11 protein-coding genes and 1 pseudogene are annotated in these 16,914 nt (G+C 43.1%); 7 read left to right on the top strand and 5 right to left on the bottom strand.

The genetic code is table 11. The features are described 5' to 3' along the window. The first annotated feature begins 60 nt into the window (after positions 1 to 60). Entirely contained in the window at positions 61 to 1,887 is a 1,827-nt protein-coding gene (malZ, locus tag KHN78_RS02500; protein WP_211919704.1) for a maltodextrin glucosidase, read from the top strand. Positions 1,888 to 1,998: 111 nt separating this feature from the next. Continuing rightward, entirely contained in the window at positions 1,999 to 3,459 is a 1,461-nt protein-coding gene (locus KHN78_RS02495; protein ID WP_211919703.1) for a diguanylate cyclase, read from the top strand. Between the two features lie 101 nt (positions 3,460 to 3,560). On the opposite strand, the gene dusC is transcribed toward KHN78_RS02495, so the two are convergent. Beyond that, complete coding sequence (dusC, locus tag KHN78_RS02490; protein ID WP_128811234.1) at positions 3,561 to 4,520, bottom strand: tRNA dihydrouridine(16) synthase DusC; 960 nt, start codon at positions 4,518 to 4,520, stop codon at positions 3,561 to 3,563. Positions 4,521 to 4,676: 156 nt separating this feature from the next. On the opposite strand from dusC, the gene KHN78_RS02485 reads away from it, so the two are divergent. Further along, on the top strand, positions 4,677 to 5,300 hold the full coding sequence (locus KHN78_RS02485; RefSeq protein ID WP_211919702.1) for an SEC-C metal-binding domain-containing protein: 624 nt from the start codon (positions 4,677 to 4,679) through the stop codon (positions 5,298 to 5,300). A gap of 245 nt (positions 5,301 to 5,545) precedes the next feature. Here the strand turns inward: KHN78_RS02485 and dsbB are convergent, their stop codons facing one another. Continuing rightward, on the bottom strand, positions 5,546 to 6,082 hold the full coding sequence (dsbB, locus tag KHN78_RS02480) for a disulfide bond formation protein DsbB (RefSeq protein ID WP_211919701.1): 537 nt from the start codon (positions 6,080 to 6,082) through the stop codon (positions 5,546 to 5,548). Positions 6,083 to 6,167: 85 nt separating this feature from the next. Further along, complete coding sequence (nhaB, locus tag KHN78_RS02475) at positions 6,168 to 7,754, bottom strand: Na(+)/H(+) antiporter NhaB (RefSeq protein WP_211919700.1); 1,587 nt, start codon at positions 7,752 to 7,754, stop codon at positions 6,168 to 6,170. Between the two features lie 642 nt (positions 7,755 to 8,396). On the opposite strand from nhaB, the gene fadR reads away from it, so the two are divergent. Next, a complete protein-coding gene (gene fadR, locus KHN78_RS02470) occupies positions 8,397 to 9,236 on the top strand; it encodes a fatty acid metabolism transcriptional regulator FadR (RefSeq protein WP_211919699.1) in 840 nt (279 codons plus the stop codon). A gap of 169 nt (positions 9,237 to 9,405) precedes the next feature. Here fadR and KHN78_RS02465 read toward each other — a convergent pair whose 3' ends face one another. Then, positions 9,406 to 10,212 (bottom strand): hypothetical protein, encoded by an 807-nt coding sequence (locus KHN78_RS02465; RefSeq protein ID WP_211919698.1) that lies wholly within the window; start codon positions 10,210 to 10,212, stop codon positions 9,406 to 9,408. 214 nt (positions 10,213 to 10,426) lie between these two features. Further along, positions 10,427 to 12,502 carry a methionine--tRNA ligase gene (gene metG / locus KHN78_RS02460; protein ID WP_211919697.1) on the bottom strand — a complete coding sequence of 692 codons (2,076 nt, stop codon included), beginning with the start codon at positions 12,500 to 12,502 and terminating at the stop codon, positions 10,427 to 10,429. 194 nt (positions 12,503 to 12,696) lie between these two features. Between metG and apbC the strand changes: the two genes are divergently transcribed. The 3 genes and pseudogenes from apbC to KHN78_RS02445 all read left to right on the top strand — a co-directional run bounded on the left by apbC (position 12,697) and on the right by KHN78_RS02445 (position 16,873). Next, positions 12,697 to 13,773 (top strand): iron-sulfur cluster carrier protein ApbC, encoded by a 1,077-nt coding sequence (apbC, locus tag KHN78_RS02455; protein WP_211919696.1) that lies wholly within the window; start codon positions 12,697 to 12,699, stop codon positions 13,771 to 13,773. 181 nt (positions 13,774 to 13,954) lie between these two features. Beyond that, a pseudogene (udk, locus tag KHN78_RS02450) lies at positions 13,955 to 14,595 on the top strand (uridine kinase). Between the two features lie 190 nt (positions 14,596 to 14,785). Further along, positions 14,786 to 16,873, top strand: coding sequence for an AsmA family protein (locus KHN78_RS02445; protein WP_211919695.1), 2,088 nt, complete (start codon positions 14,786 to 14,788; stop codon positions 16,871 to 16,873). The last annotated feature ends 41 nt before the right edge of the window (positions 16,874 to 16,914 follow it).

Genomic DNA, 16,914 nt, shown 5'->3' with positions numbered 1-16,914 from the left:
TTTTTAGGCAATTACTCTTTAATAAAATAGTGGAATATTCCAATACTAAGAGCACTTGCCATGACCCTTCCATTTATCTTCCATAGCCAGACATCAGATGGTTTGTCGTTTGATGGTGAAACGCTTACCGTCATTTTGAAAACTGAGAGTATCGCCTTTGATCGTGTACATGTTCGATGCGAACCTGACAATGAAGAATACTTGATTGAAATGTCCCAATGTGGGCGAGCTGGGGATCTATTACTTTGGCAAGCGCAGTTTGCTGCAAACCAAGATCGGGATGTTACGCACTACGTTTTCAAGTTGGTAAAAGGCAGTCAGCAGTTTTGGCTCGATGGGCGTGGTGTACAAAAGCGAATGCCACCTAAAGAGTTTCATTTTAAGCTCAATACGCAGTCTCAGCCGCCGAGTTGGGTTCAAAAGCAAGTTTTCTATCAGATCTTCCCAGACCGTTTTGCAGCGAGCCAAGATGAACTCGCGATTCGCAAGGCTTACGCTCAGTACGATCCAGATACCACGGTGAAATCTTGGGGCGAGGCGGTCGGCTCTCACCAAAACACCGGTGCCCGAGAGTTCTTCGGTGGCGATTTGAAGGGCGTTGAGCAGAAATTGGATTACTTGGATGAGTTGGGTGTCACGGCTTTGTACTTTAACCCTATTTTTACTGCACCAAGTAACCATAAGTACGATACGAAAGATTACCTTAATATTGACCCTATGTTCGGCAACAACGAGCAGTTTGCGGGGTTATGTGAAAAGATCCGAAGTAAGCAGATGAGGATTGTTTTGGATGCGGTGTTTAATCATACATCCGTACATCACCCATGGTTTGATATCAAACAAGAAGCTCATGGGGCGTATGGTCATCCTAAATCTGACTTCCGTGATTATTACTTTTTTGAAGGAGAATCTAACCGTTATATCGGTTGGAAAGGCATTGGGAACTTGCCGGTACTGAATTTTGAGAACGAGCAAGTACGTAGCAAGATTTACCAAAGTGACGACGCAGTGATCAAGCATTGGCTTAAGCCGCCGTATTCTGTTGATGGTTGGCGGTTTGATGTTATCCATATGCTCGGTGAGGGAGAGGGCGCGAAGAATAATGCTCATTATGTTGAAGCGTTTCGTCAGGCAACCAAGTCGATTAATCAGGAGGCCTATGTATTAGGTGAGCATTTTTTTGAAGCAACGCAATGGTTGCAAGGTGGGCAAGAGGATGGCGCGATGAACTATTATGGCTTTGCGCACCCTGTCAGAGCGTTAATTGCTAAGCAAGACATCATGTACGATCCTATCGATATCAGCGTGGGTGACTTTAAAGAATGGATAGATGAAGCTAGAGCCAAAATTCCGTTTTCTAATCAACTCTCACAGTTGAATCAGTTAGATAGTCATGACACAGCACGCTTTTTCACGCTGTTGGAAGGGCATGAGAAAAAGATGAGTTTGGCGCTGAGATTCCTGATGACATATGTTGGGACACCTTGCCTTTATTATGGTAGTGAAGTTGGTTTAGAGGGGGGCTTAGACCCGGATAACCGACGTTGTTTTCCTTGGAGTGAGGTCGAAAACTCACAATGGCTAGGTCGGTACAAGCAATCTATCGCGATCAGAAAGCAATACCGTGCATTGCAATCAGGCAGTTTTCAATGGCTGTATGAATCCAAACAAACCGTGGTTTTTGCGCGTCAACTTGGAGAAGAAACGATCGTAGCAGCATTTAACTTCAGTGAAGATGTAGAATTAATTGACATTCCGTTATGGAAACTTGGTTTAAATGCTAAACACTTGATTCAAATTTGCGATTCAAATGAGAAAGTTGACTACGAGCGTCATATTTCTGTCAATATCCCAGCATTGACGTCCAAATTATGGCAACTGAAGTGACACCGGATAGTGAATTTATTACAATTTATGAATACATAAATAAAAAACTATAAACAACCCTTGAATAGCATATGCTGTTCAAGGGTAGGTATAAGGCAGTCGTGGTAATTAATGGGTAATCAAAGGCGATTCAGTTTCAAGTTTGTCATTTTCTTTCCGTTTTTCTTGTTTTGCGTCGTAATGGTCGTGACAGCAAAAAATTATTATGACGCGATGAATCGATATATTGATTTAGAATACGCACAAGTTGACCGTGCATTAGGTCGTGCCATCAAGGTACTCACTGCTTTAGATTATAGTTTTATCAATTACTCCAATCCAACGCATCCCTTATTCAAAGAACACAACCATAAGTTGGAAAATGGTTTGTGTTACATATGGCCGATCGATGTATTACTTCTTGAAAATACGCATTCTGGCGGCCTGCCTGCTGTTGAACTGGATTATATGATTGTGGGTCAAAAAGCACTTTGCGAACCAGATAGTGAGCTATTTAAACTCGCTGAAAAAAAGGCGGGTTTTGCTCCCTCTCTTTCATTTTTGCATGATCTTGAGTCTCATATTGTTGGTATTCATTACATCGATGAACACGGCTATGTCATATCTTCCCCTGAAACTTATGCAAAGTACTTTACTCAAGAGTTATGGGATACGTTAAAAGCGAGGCCATTTTGGCAAAAAACGGCTCAAGATACCGTTAAAGTGACGATGTCCGGCCCTGCACCGATGCTCGACCGTCATGAAGGGCAGGTCATTAGTTTAACGGTTCCTGTCTATCACGATGATCGGCATCAAGGCGTATTATCGATAGATTTTGATGTCGAGGAGCTGCTTAAAACAACCAATAACCTTGCTGGACGCGTGCACCTAATTTCGAACGTAATGGCGCTGCCTGAAAATAGCACTCGTATCGAATCGATTGAAAATGATCGTTTGAGTGATAACCATACCTTGTATTATGAATACCATGTGTGGGATGAATTCAAAAATCTCATGGTGTTCGAAAAATACAGTGTCGCCGTTGCTTTCTTTATTTATGTATTGAGTACAGTTGCGTTGTTTTTGGTGAATGCTAGAACGGAGCGCCGTTATTTTGAAAATTTGGCCGCAAAAGATCCGATGACAGGTTTGTTAAATCGCCGAGGCATACAGACAGTATGGCGAAATAAAATGACGAAGAAAAACGTAGCCTTGGCAGTATTTGATATCGATGACTTTAAATCCATCAATGATACTTTTGGTCATGATGTTGGTGATGATGCTATTCGTCTTGTGGCGGATTGCATTAAACACAATATTCGTCATTCTGATGTGGCTTCTCGTTTTGGTGGGGAGGAGTTTGTTGTAGCGATCTATGATGAAAACATTCAGAGTATGAAACGGATCCTAGAGCGAGTTTCGCAGTCTATCGTATCAAGTTCAACTAAAGTGGTAGAGCAAGGCTTTACTGTCTCAGGTGGCGTGGTGTTTCAATCTTCGACGGAACTAGCAAGTTTTGATGAGTTATTCAAAGCTGCAGATGAGAAATTGTACCAAGCGAAAACAACGGGTAAGAACAAAATTTGCTATTAATTTTACTTGGTGCGTCTTGTTCTAAAATATGGGGCCGTTATTGAAAAAGGGCGATTGAATCGCCCTTTTTGATATTGGTTTATTAATGAGATGGGCGCAGATTACGCGACTTGCGTTTGTCGTTTATCTCGATAACGCTGAATATGTTCAACAATCGGAGCCGCTTTGTTGAACACGCGAATTTCGCGGAAAAGTTCATTTGCTTCTGGATAAGCTTGGCGCAAGTAAGAAAACCATTGTTTAACACGGTTTGGATAGTACAAGCCTTTGTCGCCTTTCATTTCAAATTGCGAGTAGTAAATCAACAGTTCAACCACTTCTGACCAAGGCATCGGCTGGTGGTTGTGTTTGACCATATTGCCAAGATTCGGAATATTAAACGCGCCGCGACATACCATTAAAGAGTCGACGCCCGTTGTTGCGATACAGCGCTGTCCATCTTCATAGTTCCAAATCTCACCATTGGCAATTAATGGAATATCAAAGCGTTCACGAATTTTAGTGATGTATTCCCATTTGATCTCAGAGGCCTTGTAACCCCCTTCTTTTGTACGAGCGTGCACAGTCAGTTCATTCGCGCCTGCAGATTGAATAGCATCAACAATCTCAAAACAGTCTTCTGGGTTTTCCCAACCAAGTCGAATCTTTGCTGTTACTGGAATGTTGGCAGGAACGGCGTCACGACAGGCTTTAACGACGTTATGAATAAGCTCAGGATGTTGCAGTAACGCTGCCCCCCCTTTACTTTTGTTCACCAACTTGGCAGGACAACCAAAGTTTAAGTCGACGCCGCGTGCGCCCAATTCCGCCGCTTTGATTGCATTTTCAGCCATCCAACGAGGATCTTGACCGAGCAACTGCACATGAACAGGCACGCCGGAAGCGGTTTGCGAACCTTGAAGTAGTTCGGGACACAAACGATGGAATACATGATCAGGCAGTAACTGATCGACGACACGAACGAATTCGGTGACACACAGGTCATAGTCGTTTATTTCGGTCAGAATTTGACGCATCAAATGGTCTAAAACGCCTTCCATCGGGCCTAATACAACTCGCATAGCTTGCCTAATAAAGTTTGGTGAGAAAATGGAACGCGATTGTAGCGGTGTGGAGGATGTTTGTCATTAAAAGAGTCAGCCGCTTGACTCCGCATCAACTAGCATCTTATTAAAGCTAGGGTATAATGCCGCCAAATTCATGGGAAACCAGATGTCATGCAATACACACTAATTGAGAAAGGTGAAGTTCAGTTTGAAGAATCTTCACTATTTATGGAAGGTGCGGTACTGGCTGCCAACCTAACCACGAAACCTTTAGCACCAGAAACCTGGTTAGCACCGCTTTTTGGCGAGGACTACAAAGCGATTCAACCTCTTGTTGAACTGCAGATCCACAAGCAGCATAACTATATTTTACGCAATGAATATTCCATTCTTGCGTTGACTGACAGCAATGCGGAGCAATTGGCAGACTTTGCTGAGGGTTTTATGTCTGTTTGGCCAATGATTGAAGAGCAGTGGCAAGACGTAGCGCTCAATGACGGGCTTGAGCGCATGCTGCAAGCGCTATTGACGACAATGATGTTAGCGATTGATGAAGAACAAACGCAGCAATACATGCGTGAAGCAGGTATCGATACTCCGCCAGCATTCAGTGACTTCGTTGAGCAATTTGATTTAATGATCAATGAAGTGGCTTTGGGAGCGGATGAGTTGATGGTTGGCAAAAAATCGAAAAGTCTAAACCCATTCAAAGGGGTTGGACGTAACGATCCTTGTCCTTGCGAAAGTGGCAAAAAATTCAAACAGTGCTGCGGAAATACCAATTCAGACAATTGATTGGCTCGTAAGTCGTACTTAAAAGTAGCTTCGAACTAGGCGATATTGTTGAAGTCAGTTCTCGTCCTCAATGTGTCAACCCATTTCAGGGCGAGACACTTAATTTGGGTCTAGATACTTAGCTCAGGCCGATACACTTAGCTCAGACAACAGAAAGATGTATAAAAGCGACGTGTATGACGTCGGCTTTTTTATGTCTATGCTTTCAACAGTACGATGTGTATCACTAAGGCTAGTGAGAGTTCTTATCGGATAGGGTTCTTGTTTTTGGTGTTAAAGAACTGAGCAATGACAATAAATGCGAGTACAACCAAGTTACCTGCAAAGATAATCACAAGCCACTGAGGCATCGAAAGACCAAGGAATTGCCATACTACTTTTGCACAATCACCGTACGCTTCAAACATCCAAGGAGCCCACTTGTTAAGGGGAGCCCAACTTGGGAACGTCACGAAAAGATCACAAGTAGCAAAAGGTGATGGGTTGAATTGGTACTCAACATGCTGCATCGCGAGCATCAAACCCTTGTAAGCACTTGCACCCCATGCGGCCAATGCGGCCCATCTTACTACGACATTATTCGGTGCGATGAAACCGAGCAATGCTGCGCCAGCAATACCTAACATCGCGACACGTTCATAAATACACATTACGCACGGTGCTAACATCATGACGTGTTCGAAAAACAGCGCACAAGCTTCAAAAAAGACAATTGCTAAAAGGAGGAGGAGCCAAGATAAGCGTCCTTTCGAAAATTGATTAAGTGATGCAAAAATAGCCACGGGTTTCAATCCTGTTTGAAATAGAAAAAGCTCTGAGTAATCAGAGCTTTTTATCTTGGATAAGTTTCCTTATCAACATAAATTTTTAGTGACCAACAGAAACGGCAGGCGTTAAATCGGCACTGCTTGGTACAACCCACCCAGCTTCGTAGAAAAATGCTGTTGCAGGTTCCAAGAAGAACATGATTCCCATTAGGCCAACAAGAGCCAACACGATAGTGTATGGCAGAGCCATGACAACCATTCGGCCGTAAGATAGGCGAACAAGTGGAGCGAGTGCAGAGGTTAATAGGAATAGGAATGCTGCTTGACCGTTTGGCGTTGCAACCGACGGTAGGTTAGTACCTGTGTTGATAGCAACCGCGAGTAGGTCAAATTGGTCACGAGTAATTAAACCCTCAACCAATGCTGCTTTTACTTCGTTGATGTACACCGTACCAACGAATACGTTATCAGACACCATTGAAAGTAAGCCGTTTGCCACATAGAACAGCGCTAACTGCGTACTCTTATCTTCAACGGCAAGAACCGCATCGATAACAGGCTTAAATAGCTCTTGATCGATGATTACTGCAACAATAGAGAAAAATACAGCAAGTAGCGCAGTAAACGGCAATGCTTCTTCAAACGCTTTACCCATCGAGTGCTCTTCTATAACACCTGTAAATGACGTTGCTAGAATAATCACCGATAGACCAATCAAACCTACCGCGGCTAAGTGAAGTGCCAGAGCGGCAATTAACCAAACGGCAATAATGCTTTGCACCCATAGTTTTGCTACGTCTTGGTTTGTGCGAGTTTTACGCTCTTCACGATCAAAGTCTACAAGGATTTGACGGACGTTGTCTGGCAGACGAGTACCGTAACCAAATACTTTTAGTTTCTCGACAACCGCACATGTGATCAAGCCACAGAAGAAAACAGGTAATGTCACTGGTGACATGCGGATTAGGAACTCACCAAATAGCCAACCTGCTTGGTCGGCGATAATTAGGTTTTGCGGCTCACCCACCATGGTTGTTACACCACCCAAGGCTGTACCAACACCTGCGTGCATAAGTAGAGAACGTAGGAATGCACGGTAGTTTTCGAGGTCATCACGAGTCAATTCAGTAATGGTGTCATCTTGAGTATGATCGTGGTCACCAATTGGGTTACCAGAAGCAACTTTGTGGTAAATAGAGTAGAAGCCCACAGCGACGCTGATGACTACCGCGATAACAGTCAGTGCGTCTAAGAATGCTGACAAGAAAGCCGCAGCAAAACAGAACGCTAATGAAAGTAGAGTCTTCGAGCGAATGCCAAGCAAGATCTTAGTGAAGATAAACAGTAGTAGGTTCTTCATGAAGTAGATGCCCGCTACCATGAATACCAACAGTAACAATACCTCTATGTTTGCTACAAGTTCGTGCTTTACTTGACCCGGTGTCGTCATACCAATGGCGACGGCTTCGATGGCGAGTAGACCACCTGGTTGAAGTGGGTAACACTTTAGCGCCATCGCAAGCGTGAAAATAAATTCCGCGACAAGCAACCAACCAGCGACAAATGGGTCAATTAGAAAGAAGACGATTGGGTTAAGAATTAGAAAGGCAATAATGGTAACTTTGTACCAATCTGGCGCCTTACCAAGAAAGTTCTTGATAAAGGCATTTCCGAGCGACATCGGCATGATATTTCTCTTTATAACAAAATGATGAATAGACACTATTAAATAGTGCTTAAGTATCTGTTTGTTAGACTTATTGGTTAGTCTTTTAAAACAGCAACTTAGAAAAACAACAATCCATTATGGTACTGCAGTCTTGCCAAGTTACTTCCCCTGAACTTAAGCACCGCTTACTTTTGACCGCAAACTCTACACGCCGGCATTTTTTAGTCAATCACAAAACGTAATGCTTCCGACTAAAGCCACTTTTTTATTGTAATAACGCGATCAAAACGGCGTTACTATAGCATGAAAAGCTTAAGAAAAATCACCTAGCATTTTAAATGCAGTGCAATTAGTAGAAAAGAGCAGTTAAGAGAGAATATTCATCCGGCAATACAAATTTATTTTGCATATTTTGAACAGAAAAATGTGACGAAGTAAGCTTTATTTATTCTTGCTTTGTGGTGGAAGTGATTTAATCAAATTATCAGTTTTACCCATTTGGATTCGAAGAATCGCTATTTTTAATTGAGAATATATATAGAGTATTAACTCTATATTGAGATTTCGTTTCATTTATTGATCGTTAATTTTCGCAAATCGTTAAGTAGTGGTATGATGAGTCGCATCGACCCTTAGAAATCAATATTGGATAAAAATAGAATGGTCATTAAGGCTAAGAGCCCTGCAGGGTTTGCAGAAAAATATATTATTGAGAGCATTTGGAACGGCCGTTTTCCACCTGGCTCTATTTTACCAGCTGAACGTGAACTATCAGAACTCATAGGCGTTACTCGGACCACATTGCGTGAAGTATTACAGCGTTTAGCTCGTGATGGATGGTTGACCATTCAGCATGGTAAACCAACCAAAGTAAACCAGTTTATGGAGACATCGGGTTTACATATTTTAGATACGTTAATGACGCTAGACGTTGATAACGCAACGAACATCGTAGAAGATTTACTTGCCGCGCGTACCAATATCAGCCCAATTTTTATGCGCTATGCTTTCAAAGCAAATAAAGAGAGCTCTGAGCGAACAATCAAAAATGTTATTGATTCTTGTGAAGCGTTGATTCAAGCCCCGTCTTGGGATGAGTTTATGTCGGCTTCCCCATACGCTGATAAAATTCGTCAAAGTGTTAAAGAAGACAACGAAAAAGATGAAGCGAAGCGTCAGGAAATTTTGATTGCGAAAACATTCAACTACTACGATTACATGCTATTCCAACGTTTGGCATTCCATTCTGGTAACCAAATTTACGGTCTGATCTTCAATGGGTTGCGAAAGCTTTATGATCGTGTGGGTAGTTACTACTTCTCTAATCCAGCTTCTCGCGAATTGGCGCTAAAGTTCTATCAACAGTTGTTAGAGACGTGTGAAACAGGCCAACGAGACCAATTGCCAGTATTGATCCGTCACTACGGTATGGAAAGTGCGCAAATCTGGAACGAAATGAAGCAAGAGTTGCCAACTAACTTTACTGAAGATGATAGCTAAGTTGAACACTAAAGCTAATTAGCGACGAGTTAGTAAACTTAAGTTATTAGCAAACTCAAGTTAGCAAACAATCCTCAGCAGACTATTTTGCTGAAAAAGGGATGCAAAAACCGCAGGCGAGAGCCTGCGGTTTTATTTTATGCGTTGATTGTATGTAGTGGGATATTGCTTATGCAAGACGTAACGTGGGCAAGGGCCGATATATGGTTTCCACGATATCTGATAATATTTGTTCATAGCTATTAAATATAGCGAGAGAAAATTCAGAAGTAATTCGGTAGAGCTCGTCTTCATTTAGCTCGTGATTGCGATCATTAATATATTCATTCAAAGTATGTATTGATTTTGTCGGCATCGGTGCCGTGATGCTTAATGGCGTAATGACCGCTAACTGATTGAGCTTTCGAATCATGACTGAAGCGTAGTTTTTAATTCGCATTGCGCCATCTGGAGTATGAATATCTTGAATGCTAATACGTAGTTGAGTCAGCGTCTCTAAGTTGTCGATGACCGTTTGCCAATTCATCTGATATTCGTTGTAGAGATCCTCTCTTTGAATTACAGCAAGCCAAGCTATGGTTACCTCATCCATCAAAAACAAGGTATGGCGAATAAGTCGGCCATGTTCTAATTGATTACGAGCCAAAGAGTGTTCTTGCCACTGTTTCAACAACTTCTCAACTTTGATTTGAAGCACGCGATACATGGGCTTATTTTCAAAGCGAGACGTCTCTATTAATTGATGTAGCATACCGCGCAATTCTTGATTGATTGTCGCTATCTCTTCGTCATGATTTTGATGATCTTGAAACGTATGATGGGTCACCGCTCGGTGGCGACGAAGTAAGTAAGTGACATCGCGTAATAGAATAAGTAATCGATACTTACGAGCGTGCTGCTTTGCTCGCTTATCCGCTAAGTGGTAGATCCCGACCAGAATGGCAACGGAGATCAAAGTAGAAATCAAAACAAACATAACCAACTCCTTGTTAGTGCTTTTGACCTAGCAACTAAGTGGGAGCAGTTTTGATGCCAATAATTAAGTTGTTATAAAACAAATGGTTGTGAATATATTGTGAAAGGCTGCGTACACATTTGGTGCGTCCACTCCCCAAAAATGTGAATCTGGTCAAAAAAAAATCCCCACCGAATTAGGTGGGGATAATTTATTTTCGTCGTAAAGTAACGAATTACATTACACGCATACCAGGTTGAGCACCTTCGTGTGGTTCTAGGATCCATAGTTCGCTGCCACCAGGGCCCGCTGCTAGGATCATACCCTCAGACATGCCAAACTTCATCTTACGAGGTTTTAGGTTAGCGACCATCACCGTTAGCTTGCCTTCTAGCTCTTCAGGTTTGTACGCGGACTTAATACCTGAAAATACTTGGCGAGTTTCACCACCAATGTCCAGTTGGAACTTAAGCAACTTGTCTGCTTTCGGTACTTCTTCGCACGAAATGATGCGAGCAATACGCATATCAACGGCGGCAAAAGCATCGAACTCAATCTCTTCTGCGATTGGATCTTTATCAAGCTCAGTTTGGCTTGCTTTAGTCTTCTCAGCTTCTGCTTTTTCTTTTGCTGCCATTTCAGCTGCCGCGTCTTCTTTCGATGCTTCGATCATTGCTTCGATGTTCTTAGGATCGATACGGTTGAACAGTGCTTTGAACTTAGTGATCTCATGATCAGTAAGCGGTGCTGCAATGCCTTCCCATGTTAGCTCTTCGTTTAAGAATGCTTCAGTACGCGCTGCTAGTGCTGGCATAACTGGTTTCAGGTAAGTCATCAGAACGCGGAATAGGTTGATACCTACAGAACAGATTTCTTGCAGTTCCTGATCTTTGCCTTCTTCTTTTGCGACAACCCATGGTGCTTTTTCATCAACGTATTGGTTAGCTTTATCTGCTAGCGCCGTGATCTCACGGATTGCACGACCAAACTCACGAGTTTCGTAAAGCTCTGCGATGCGGTCTGCTGCAGCAATGAACTCGTTGTATAGTTCAGGCTCCGCAAAGTTTTCAGAAAGCTTGCCGTCAAAACGTTTAGAGATGAAGCCAGCGTTACGAGATGCTAGGTTAACGATCTTGTTCACAACATCAGCGTTTACACGTTGCGTGAAGTCTTCAAGGTTAAGGTCTAGGTCGTCGATACGGCTGTTTAGTTTAGCCGCGTAGTAGTAACGTAGACACTCTGGATCTAGGTGGTCTAGGTAAGTGCTTGCTTTCACAAACGTACCTTTAGACTTAGACATCTTCGCACCGTTTACGGTTACGTAGCCGTGTACAAATACGTTGTTTGGCTTACGGAAACCACTGCCTTCTAGCATAGCTGGCCAGAATAGAGAGTGGAAGTAAACGATGTCTTTACCGATGAAATGGTAAAGTTCCGCAGTGCTGTCTTTCTTCCAGTATTCCTCAAAGTCTAGACCGTCAGTTTTGTCACATAGGTTCTTGAAAGAAGCCATGTAGCCAACCGGTGCATCTAGCCATACGTAGAAGAATTTGTTTTTCTCACCTGGGATTTCGAAGCCGAAGTAAGGTGCATCACGTGAGATATCCCACTGCTGAAGACCAGACTCAAACCACTCTTGCATTTTGTTAGCCGTTTCTGATTGCAGAGAACCAGAACGAGTCCATTCCTTTAGCATGCTTTCGAACTGAGGAAGATCAAAGAAGAAGTGCTCTGAGTCTTTCATGACTGGAGTCGCACCAGACACAGCTGATTTAGGGTTGATCAGTTCAGTTGGGCTGTACGTCTCACCACAGTTATCACAGTTGTCACCGTATTGGTCTTCTGACTTACACTTCGGACAAGTACCTTTTACGAAACGATCTGGTAGGAACATTTCTTTCTCAGGGTCAAACAGCTGAGAAATAGTGCGGCTAGAGATAAAACCGTTTTTCTTCAGCTCTAGGTAGATGTGAGAAGCCAGTTCACGGTTCTCTTCTGAGTGTGTGCTGTGGTAGTTATCAAAGCTAATATCAAAGCCAGCAAAGTCTTTTTGGTGCTCTTCACTTACAGCAGCGATCATCTCTTCTGGTGTAATACCCATCTGTTGTGCTTTTAGCATGATTGGAGTGCCATGAGCATCGTCAGCACAGATGAAGTTTACAGTGTTGCCACGTAGGCGTTGGTAGCGAACCCAGATGTCAGCTTGAATGTGCTCAAGCATGTGACCTAGGTGAATCGAACCGTTAGCGTACGGAAGGGCACAAGTTACCAATAATTTCCTTGGAGTAGAGAGTCTTGGATCGTTTGCCATACTTAATATTCGCTTCTTGAGAGGTATAAAAAAATTTTGATGGATAATACTACCCCATGAGCTCCATAACGCCAAGGCATCAAGCCATGGATTGCCTTAGTTTTTTTGGGGTTCTGAATCGACTCACTGAGTGCTACGATTAGAGGTACTGTACCCAAGCGCCTTTAGGTGACTTGAGTATAAAAGGAGACCTTATGCATCAGTTCACTTCAAAACAAGATTTTTGTCATTGGCTCAACCAGTTTCACCACCCACAATTAGTGGAAAGTTGGGCAGATATCCATGGGATCGTTGGGATCCCAGCCCAAGGCGGTATTCAAATTACACTGCCTTTTGCGAGTAACGAACTTCAATCAGCGCTAGGCGATTGGATCAAAGAGCAGCAATCTTCGGGGACCGTACCTGATTTTCCTTACCAGATAACACAAGCGGTTAAATCACTTGAAACCCAAGTGAATAATGCGGTGAAAGGCGTAAAAAATATCATTGCGGTCAGCTCTGCAAAAGGTGGAGTTGGGAAATCGACCACATCAGTTAACCTCGCATTAGCCATTGCCAAGTCCGGCGCGCGAGTCGGCTTACTTGATGCAGACATCTATGGCCCCTCAGTACCAATGATGCTTGGTCAAGAAGATACAAAACCTGATGTGCGTGACGCGAAATGGATGTCTCCGATTTTTGCTCACGGAATCTATACTCATTCTATTGGTTATTTAGTGGATAAGTCAGAGGCAGCTATTTGGCGTGGTCCTATGGCTTCGAAAGCGCTGTCGCAACTGTTGACCGAGACCGACTGGCCGGAGTTAGATTATTTGGTCATCGATATGCCGCCGGGCACCGGGGATATTCAGCTGACACTTTCGCAGCAAATTCCAGTAACAGGCACGGTCATTGTAACAACACCGCAAGACTTAGCTTTAGCTGATGCACGTAAAGGTGCCGCCATGTTTCATAAAGTGAACGTGCCGGTTGTGGGGGTCGTTGAAAATATGAGTTATCACATTTGCGGTCAATGTGGCGCTGTTGAACATATTTTTGGCACTGGTGGAGCAGAGAAAATATCACACGAGTTCGGCTTAGCATTATTAGGACAAATTCCTTTGCATATTTCAATGAGAGAAGACATTGATGTCGGTATGCCAACTGTTGCAAGACGTCCGGAAAGTGAGCATGCCGGTTACTATAAACAGCTTGCTGATCGTGTGTGTAGTACGATGTATTGGCAAGGAAAGTCGAAGCCAGATGCAATCAGTTTTACAATGGTAAACTGATTAAATAGCTTGCTGTGGTTGAAAGTTGTTCATTTTAACGTTTGCTCGGAGATTAATCCTCTGGGTAAATAGAAAGTTATAACTAAACCCTAAATCCAGCTAGTATCTAAGGGGTGAACTCCCTATAATCAGGCAGTTTATCTAATTATGTGACTAGAAAATCATCATCGGGTGCAAACTAATGTCTGATATTAATCAATGCGTCATCGTAGGTATTGCTGGCGCTTCTGCTTCTGGAAAAAGTCTGATCGCGAGCACGATTTACAATGAGCTTCGCGAGAAAGTGGGCGATCATCAAATCGGTGTTATCACGGAAGATTGCTACTACAACGACCAAAGCCACCTAAGCATGGAAGAGCGTGTAAAGACTAACTATGACCACCCGAGCGCGTTAGACCACGACTTGCTATGCGATCACCTAGAAAAATTGGTGCGCGGTGAAGCAGTGGAAGTGCCTGAGTACAGTTATGCTGACCATACTCGTACCGCAACGACAACCCTAATGACACCGAAAAAGGTTATCATTCTCGAGGTATTTTGTTGCTTACGGATCCTCGCCTGCGCGATCTTATGCACGCGACTGTATTTATGGATACGCCATTGGACATCTGTTTATTGCGTCGCGTGAAACGTGATGTTGAAGAGCGTGGCCGTACAATGGAATCTGTTCTTAAACAATACCAGCAAACGGTTCGTCCAATGTTTATGCAGTTTATCGAACCATCTAAGCAATATGCGGATATCATCGTACCTCGTGGTGGTAAAAACCGTATCGCGATTGATGTTCTTAAAGCACACATTGCAAAACTTCTGAAAGCTTAAGCTTTTAGACGGCTATATCACTTTATTTTTGAATGAAGAAGTGGCACCTTAGGTGTCACTTCTTTTTTTTGTTTTTAAATTAGCCAGTTGTAAAGCAGATAAGAGACTTTTTCGCAAACTAAGGGAACGGTCTTAGGTATGCTGAGTCAGCTATTATAATTTTGAGAACACTCGAGCAAGGAAAATGCGAATGAAGAAACTGCTCTTAATTGTTGCCATACCGGTTGTGGTGATTTTGGCCGTCGTTTTAGCGTTGGTTGTTTTTGTTAACCCTAATCAGTTTAAGCCACTTATCGTGGAACAAGCACAAAAGCAAACGGGTCTAGAACTGGTTGTTGAAGGAGACATCAGTTGGCAGTTTTTCCCATCAATTGGTTTTGAACTTGGGCGAACTGAGTTAAGAAACCCACAAGGCTTTAGCAAGCCAAACTTGTTTAAAGTCGATACTGTGGGTGTTGATGTTTCTGTTATGCCACTATTGAGCAAACAGCTAGAAATTGGCAAGGTCACTCTGGATGGCGCTGAGTTCTATCTTGAAACATTGAAAGATGGCACTAAAAACATAGATGCGCTAACCAAAGCACAAACTCAGCAAGCAGAACAAACGACAGAAGCGGCGTCAGAACAAGCTGCAGGATCGCAAAGTTCAGGTTCTGATTGGACGATCAATCTTGCAGGCGTCTCTATCTCAAATGGCTATGTTGAAGTTCAAGACAAGCAAGCTGGCACCTATATCAAGCTTTCTGATATCTCGCTAAACCTCTCTCAGTTTGCTTTTGATCACTGGACAACGGCTGATTTTGGCGTGAAAGGTGAGATGAATGCCCAAACGTTCACTGCGCAAGGCAAAACGGATTTCAAATTGGCAAAAGGCCTTGCCAGTTACGCATTGAAAAACATCAACTTTGATGCAACTTATGCTGATGCTACTAACAAGATTGAATCAGCAACCATTGGTTTAGATGCGTTTGAGTTCAATAAGGTAAACAACCTAAGCTACGCGCTAAAAGGTGAAACGGGTGGCATGAAGCTGGATATGCAAGGTGGCGGTGAGCTGTCAGTCGATAAGGCGATCAGCAAAGTGCAACTAAACAAACTGACATTGAACGCAAACTTTGATGGTGATGCTCTGCCTCAGTCGCCAATGAAAGTTGACGTGACTTCAGATCTTTCGTTTGATTTGACCAAGAGTCACTTGAGTTTTGTGTTAGAGAAACTGACCGCGAATGCGATTGCGCTCAATGGTAAAGCAGATGTCACTCTGGGCGACATCCCTAAGGTACGTTTTGCTGTGCATAGTCCAAACATCGATTTAGATGAATTCCTAGGCTTAAACAAGCAAGCACCGGCGGATAACAAATCTACATCAGGGGGAAATAGTGCCCCAGTAGGCCCAGAGGTAGAGCCGGATCTATCAGCATTGAAAACATTGGATGTGAGAGGTGATATTACGATCGATCAGTTCAAACTGGCTAACGCAAAAATGGAAGCGGTAAACGCGAACTTTTCGATTGATCGCGGGGTATTTGAGTTAGCATCTTTCAGTTCTAAGCTTTACCAAGGGACGATTTCAGCAACCGCTAAATTAGATGCTCGTCACTCTCCTGCAAGCTATAGTGCAAAGCAATCAATCAAAGGTGTACATGTGCAACCACTACTTGTTGATGTTGCAGATAACGACATGTTAGAGGGCACGGGTAATATTGATGTGAACGTCAGTGGCAAAAGCTTGACGCCTACAGGGATGAAGAAAAACCTTATCGGCACGATCGCGATTAACTTTACTGATGGTGCCGTAAATGGCATTAACGTTGCACAATTGATTCGCGAAAACTATGCGAAGTTCAAAGGCCATAGTCTAGAGGGGACTGACGAAACGAAGAAAACCGACTTTAGTGCGATGACGGCGACCCTCAAGTTGAATAAAGGCCAGGTTTCTACCGATGATCTTCAAGCTCAATCGCCTTTATTGCGTGTGCGTGGTAAAGGGGCTGCGAATTACTTAAATAAGACAGTGGACTTTACGATCAGCACTTCGGTTGTTGGGTCGTTAGAGGGTCAAGGTGGTAAGAATATCGACGAACTTAAAGATATTACCATTCCAATTAATGTTTCTGGTAAATGGGCAGATCCTAAGTTCAAGTTAGTTTTTGATGATGTGTTGAAGCAAAAAGCACAGAAAGAAATCGATCGTGGCGTTGAAAAGCTAACGGACAAAATTAAAGATGAAAAAACGAAAGAAGCCGTAGATGGATTGTTAAAAAATCTGTTCCGCTAGTTTAGTTTTCTGGTCTCGGGAAGAACCGTTGTAAGGGAGGG

The organism is Vibrio sp. B1REV9 (assembly GCF_905175395.2).
GTDB lineage: Bacteria > Pseudomonadota > Gammaproteobacteria > Enterobacterales > Vibrionaceae > Vibrio > Vibrio alfacsensis.
This window is presented reverse-complemented; position numbering and strand designations above follow the sequence as displayed.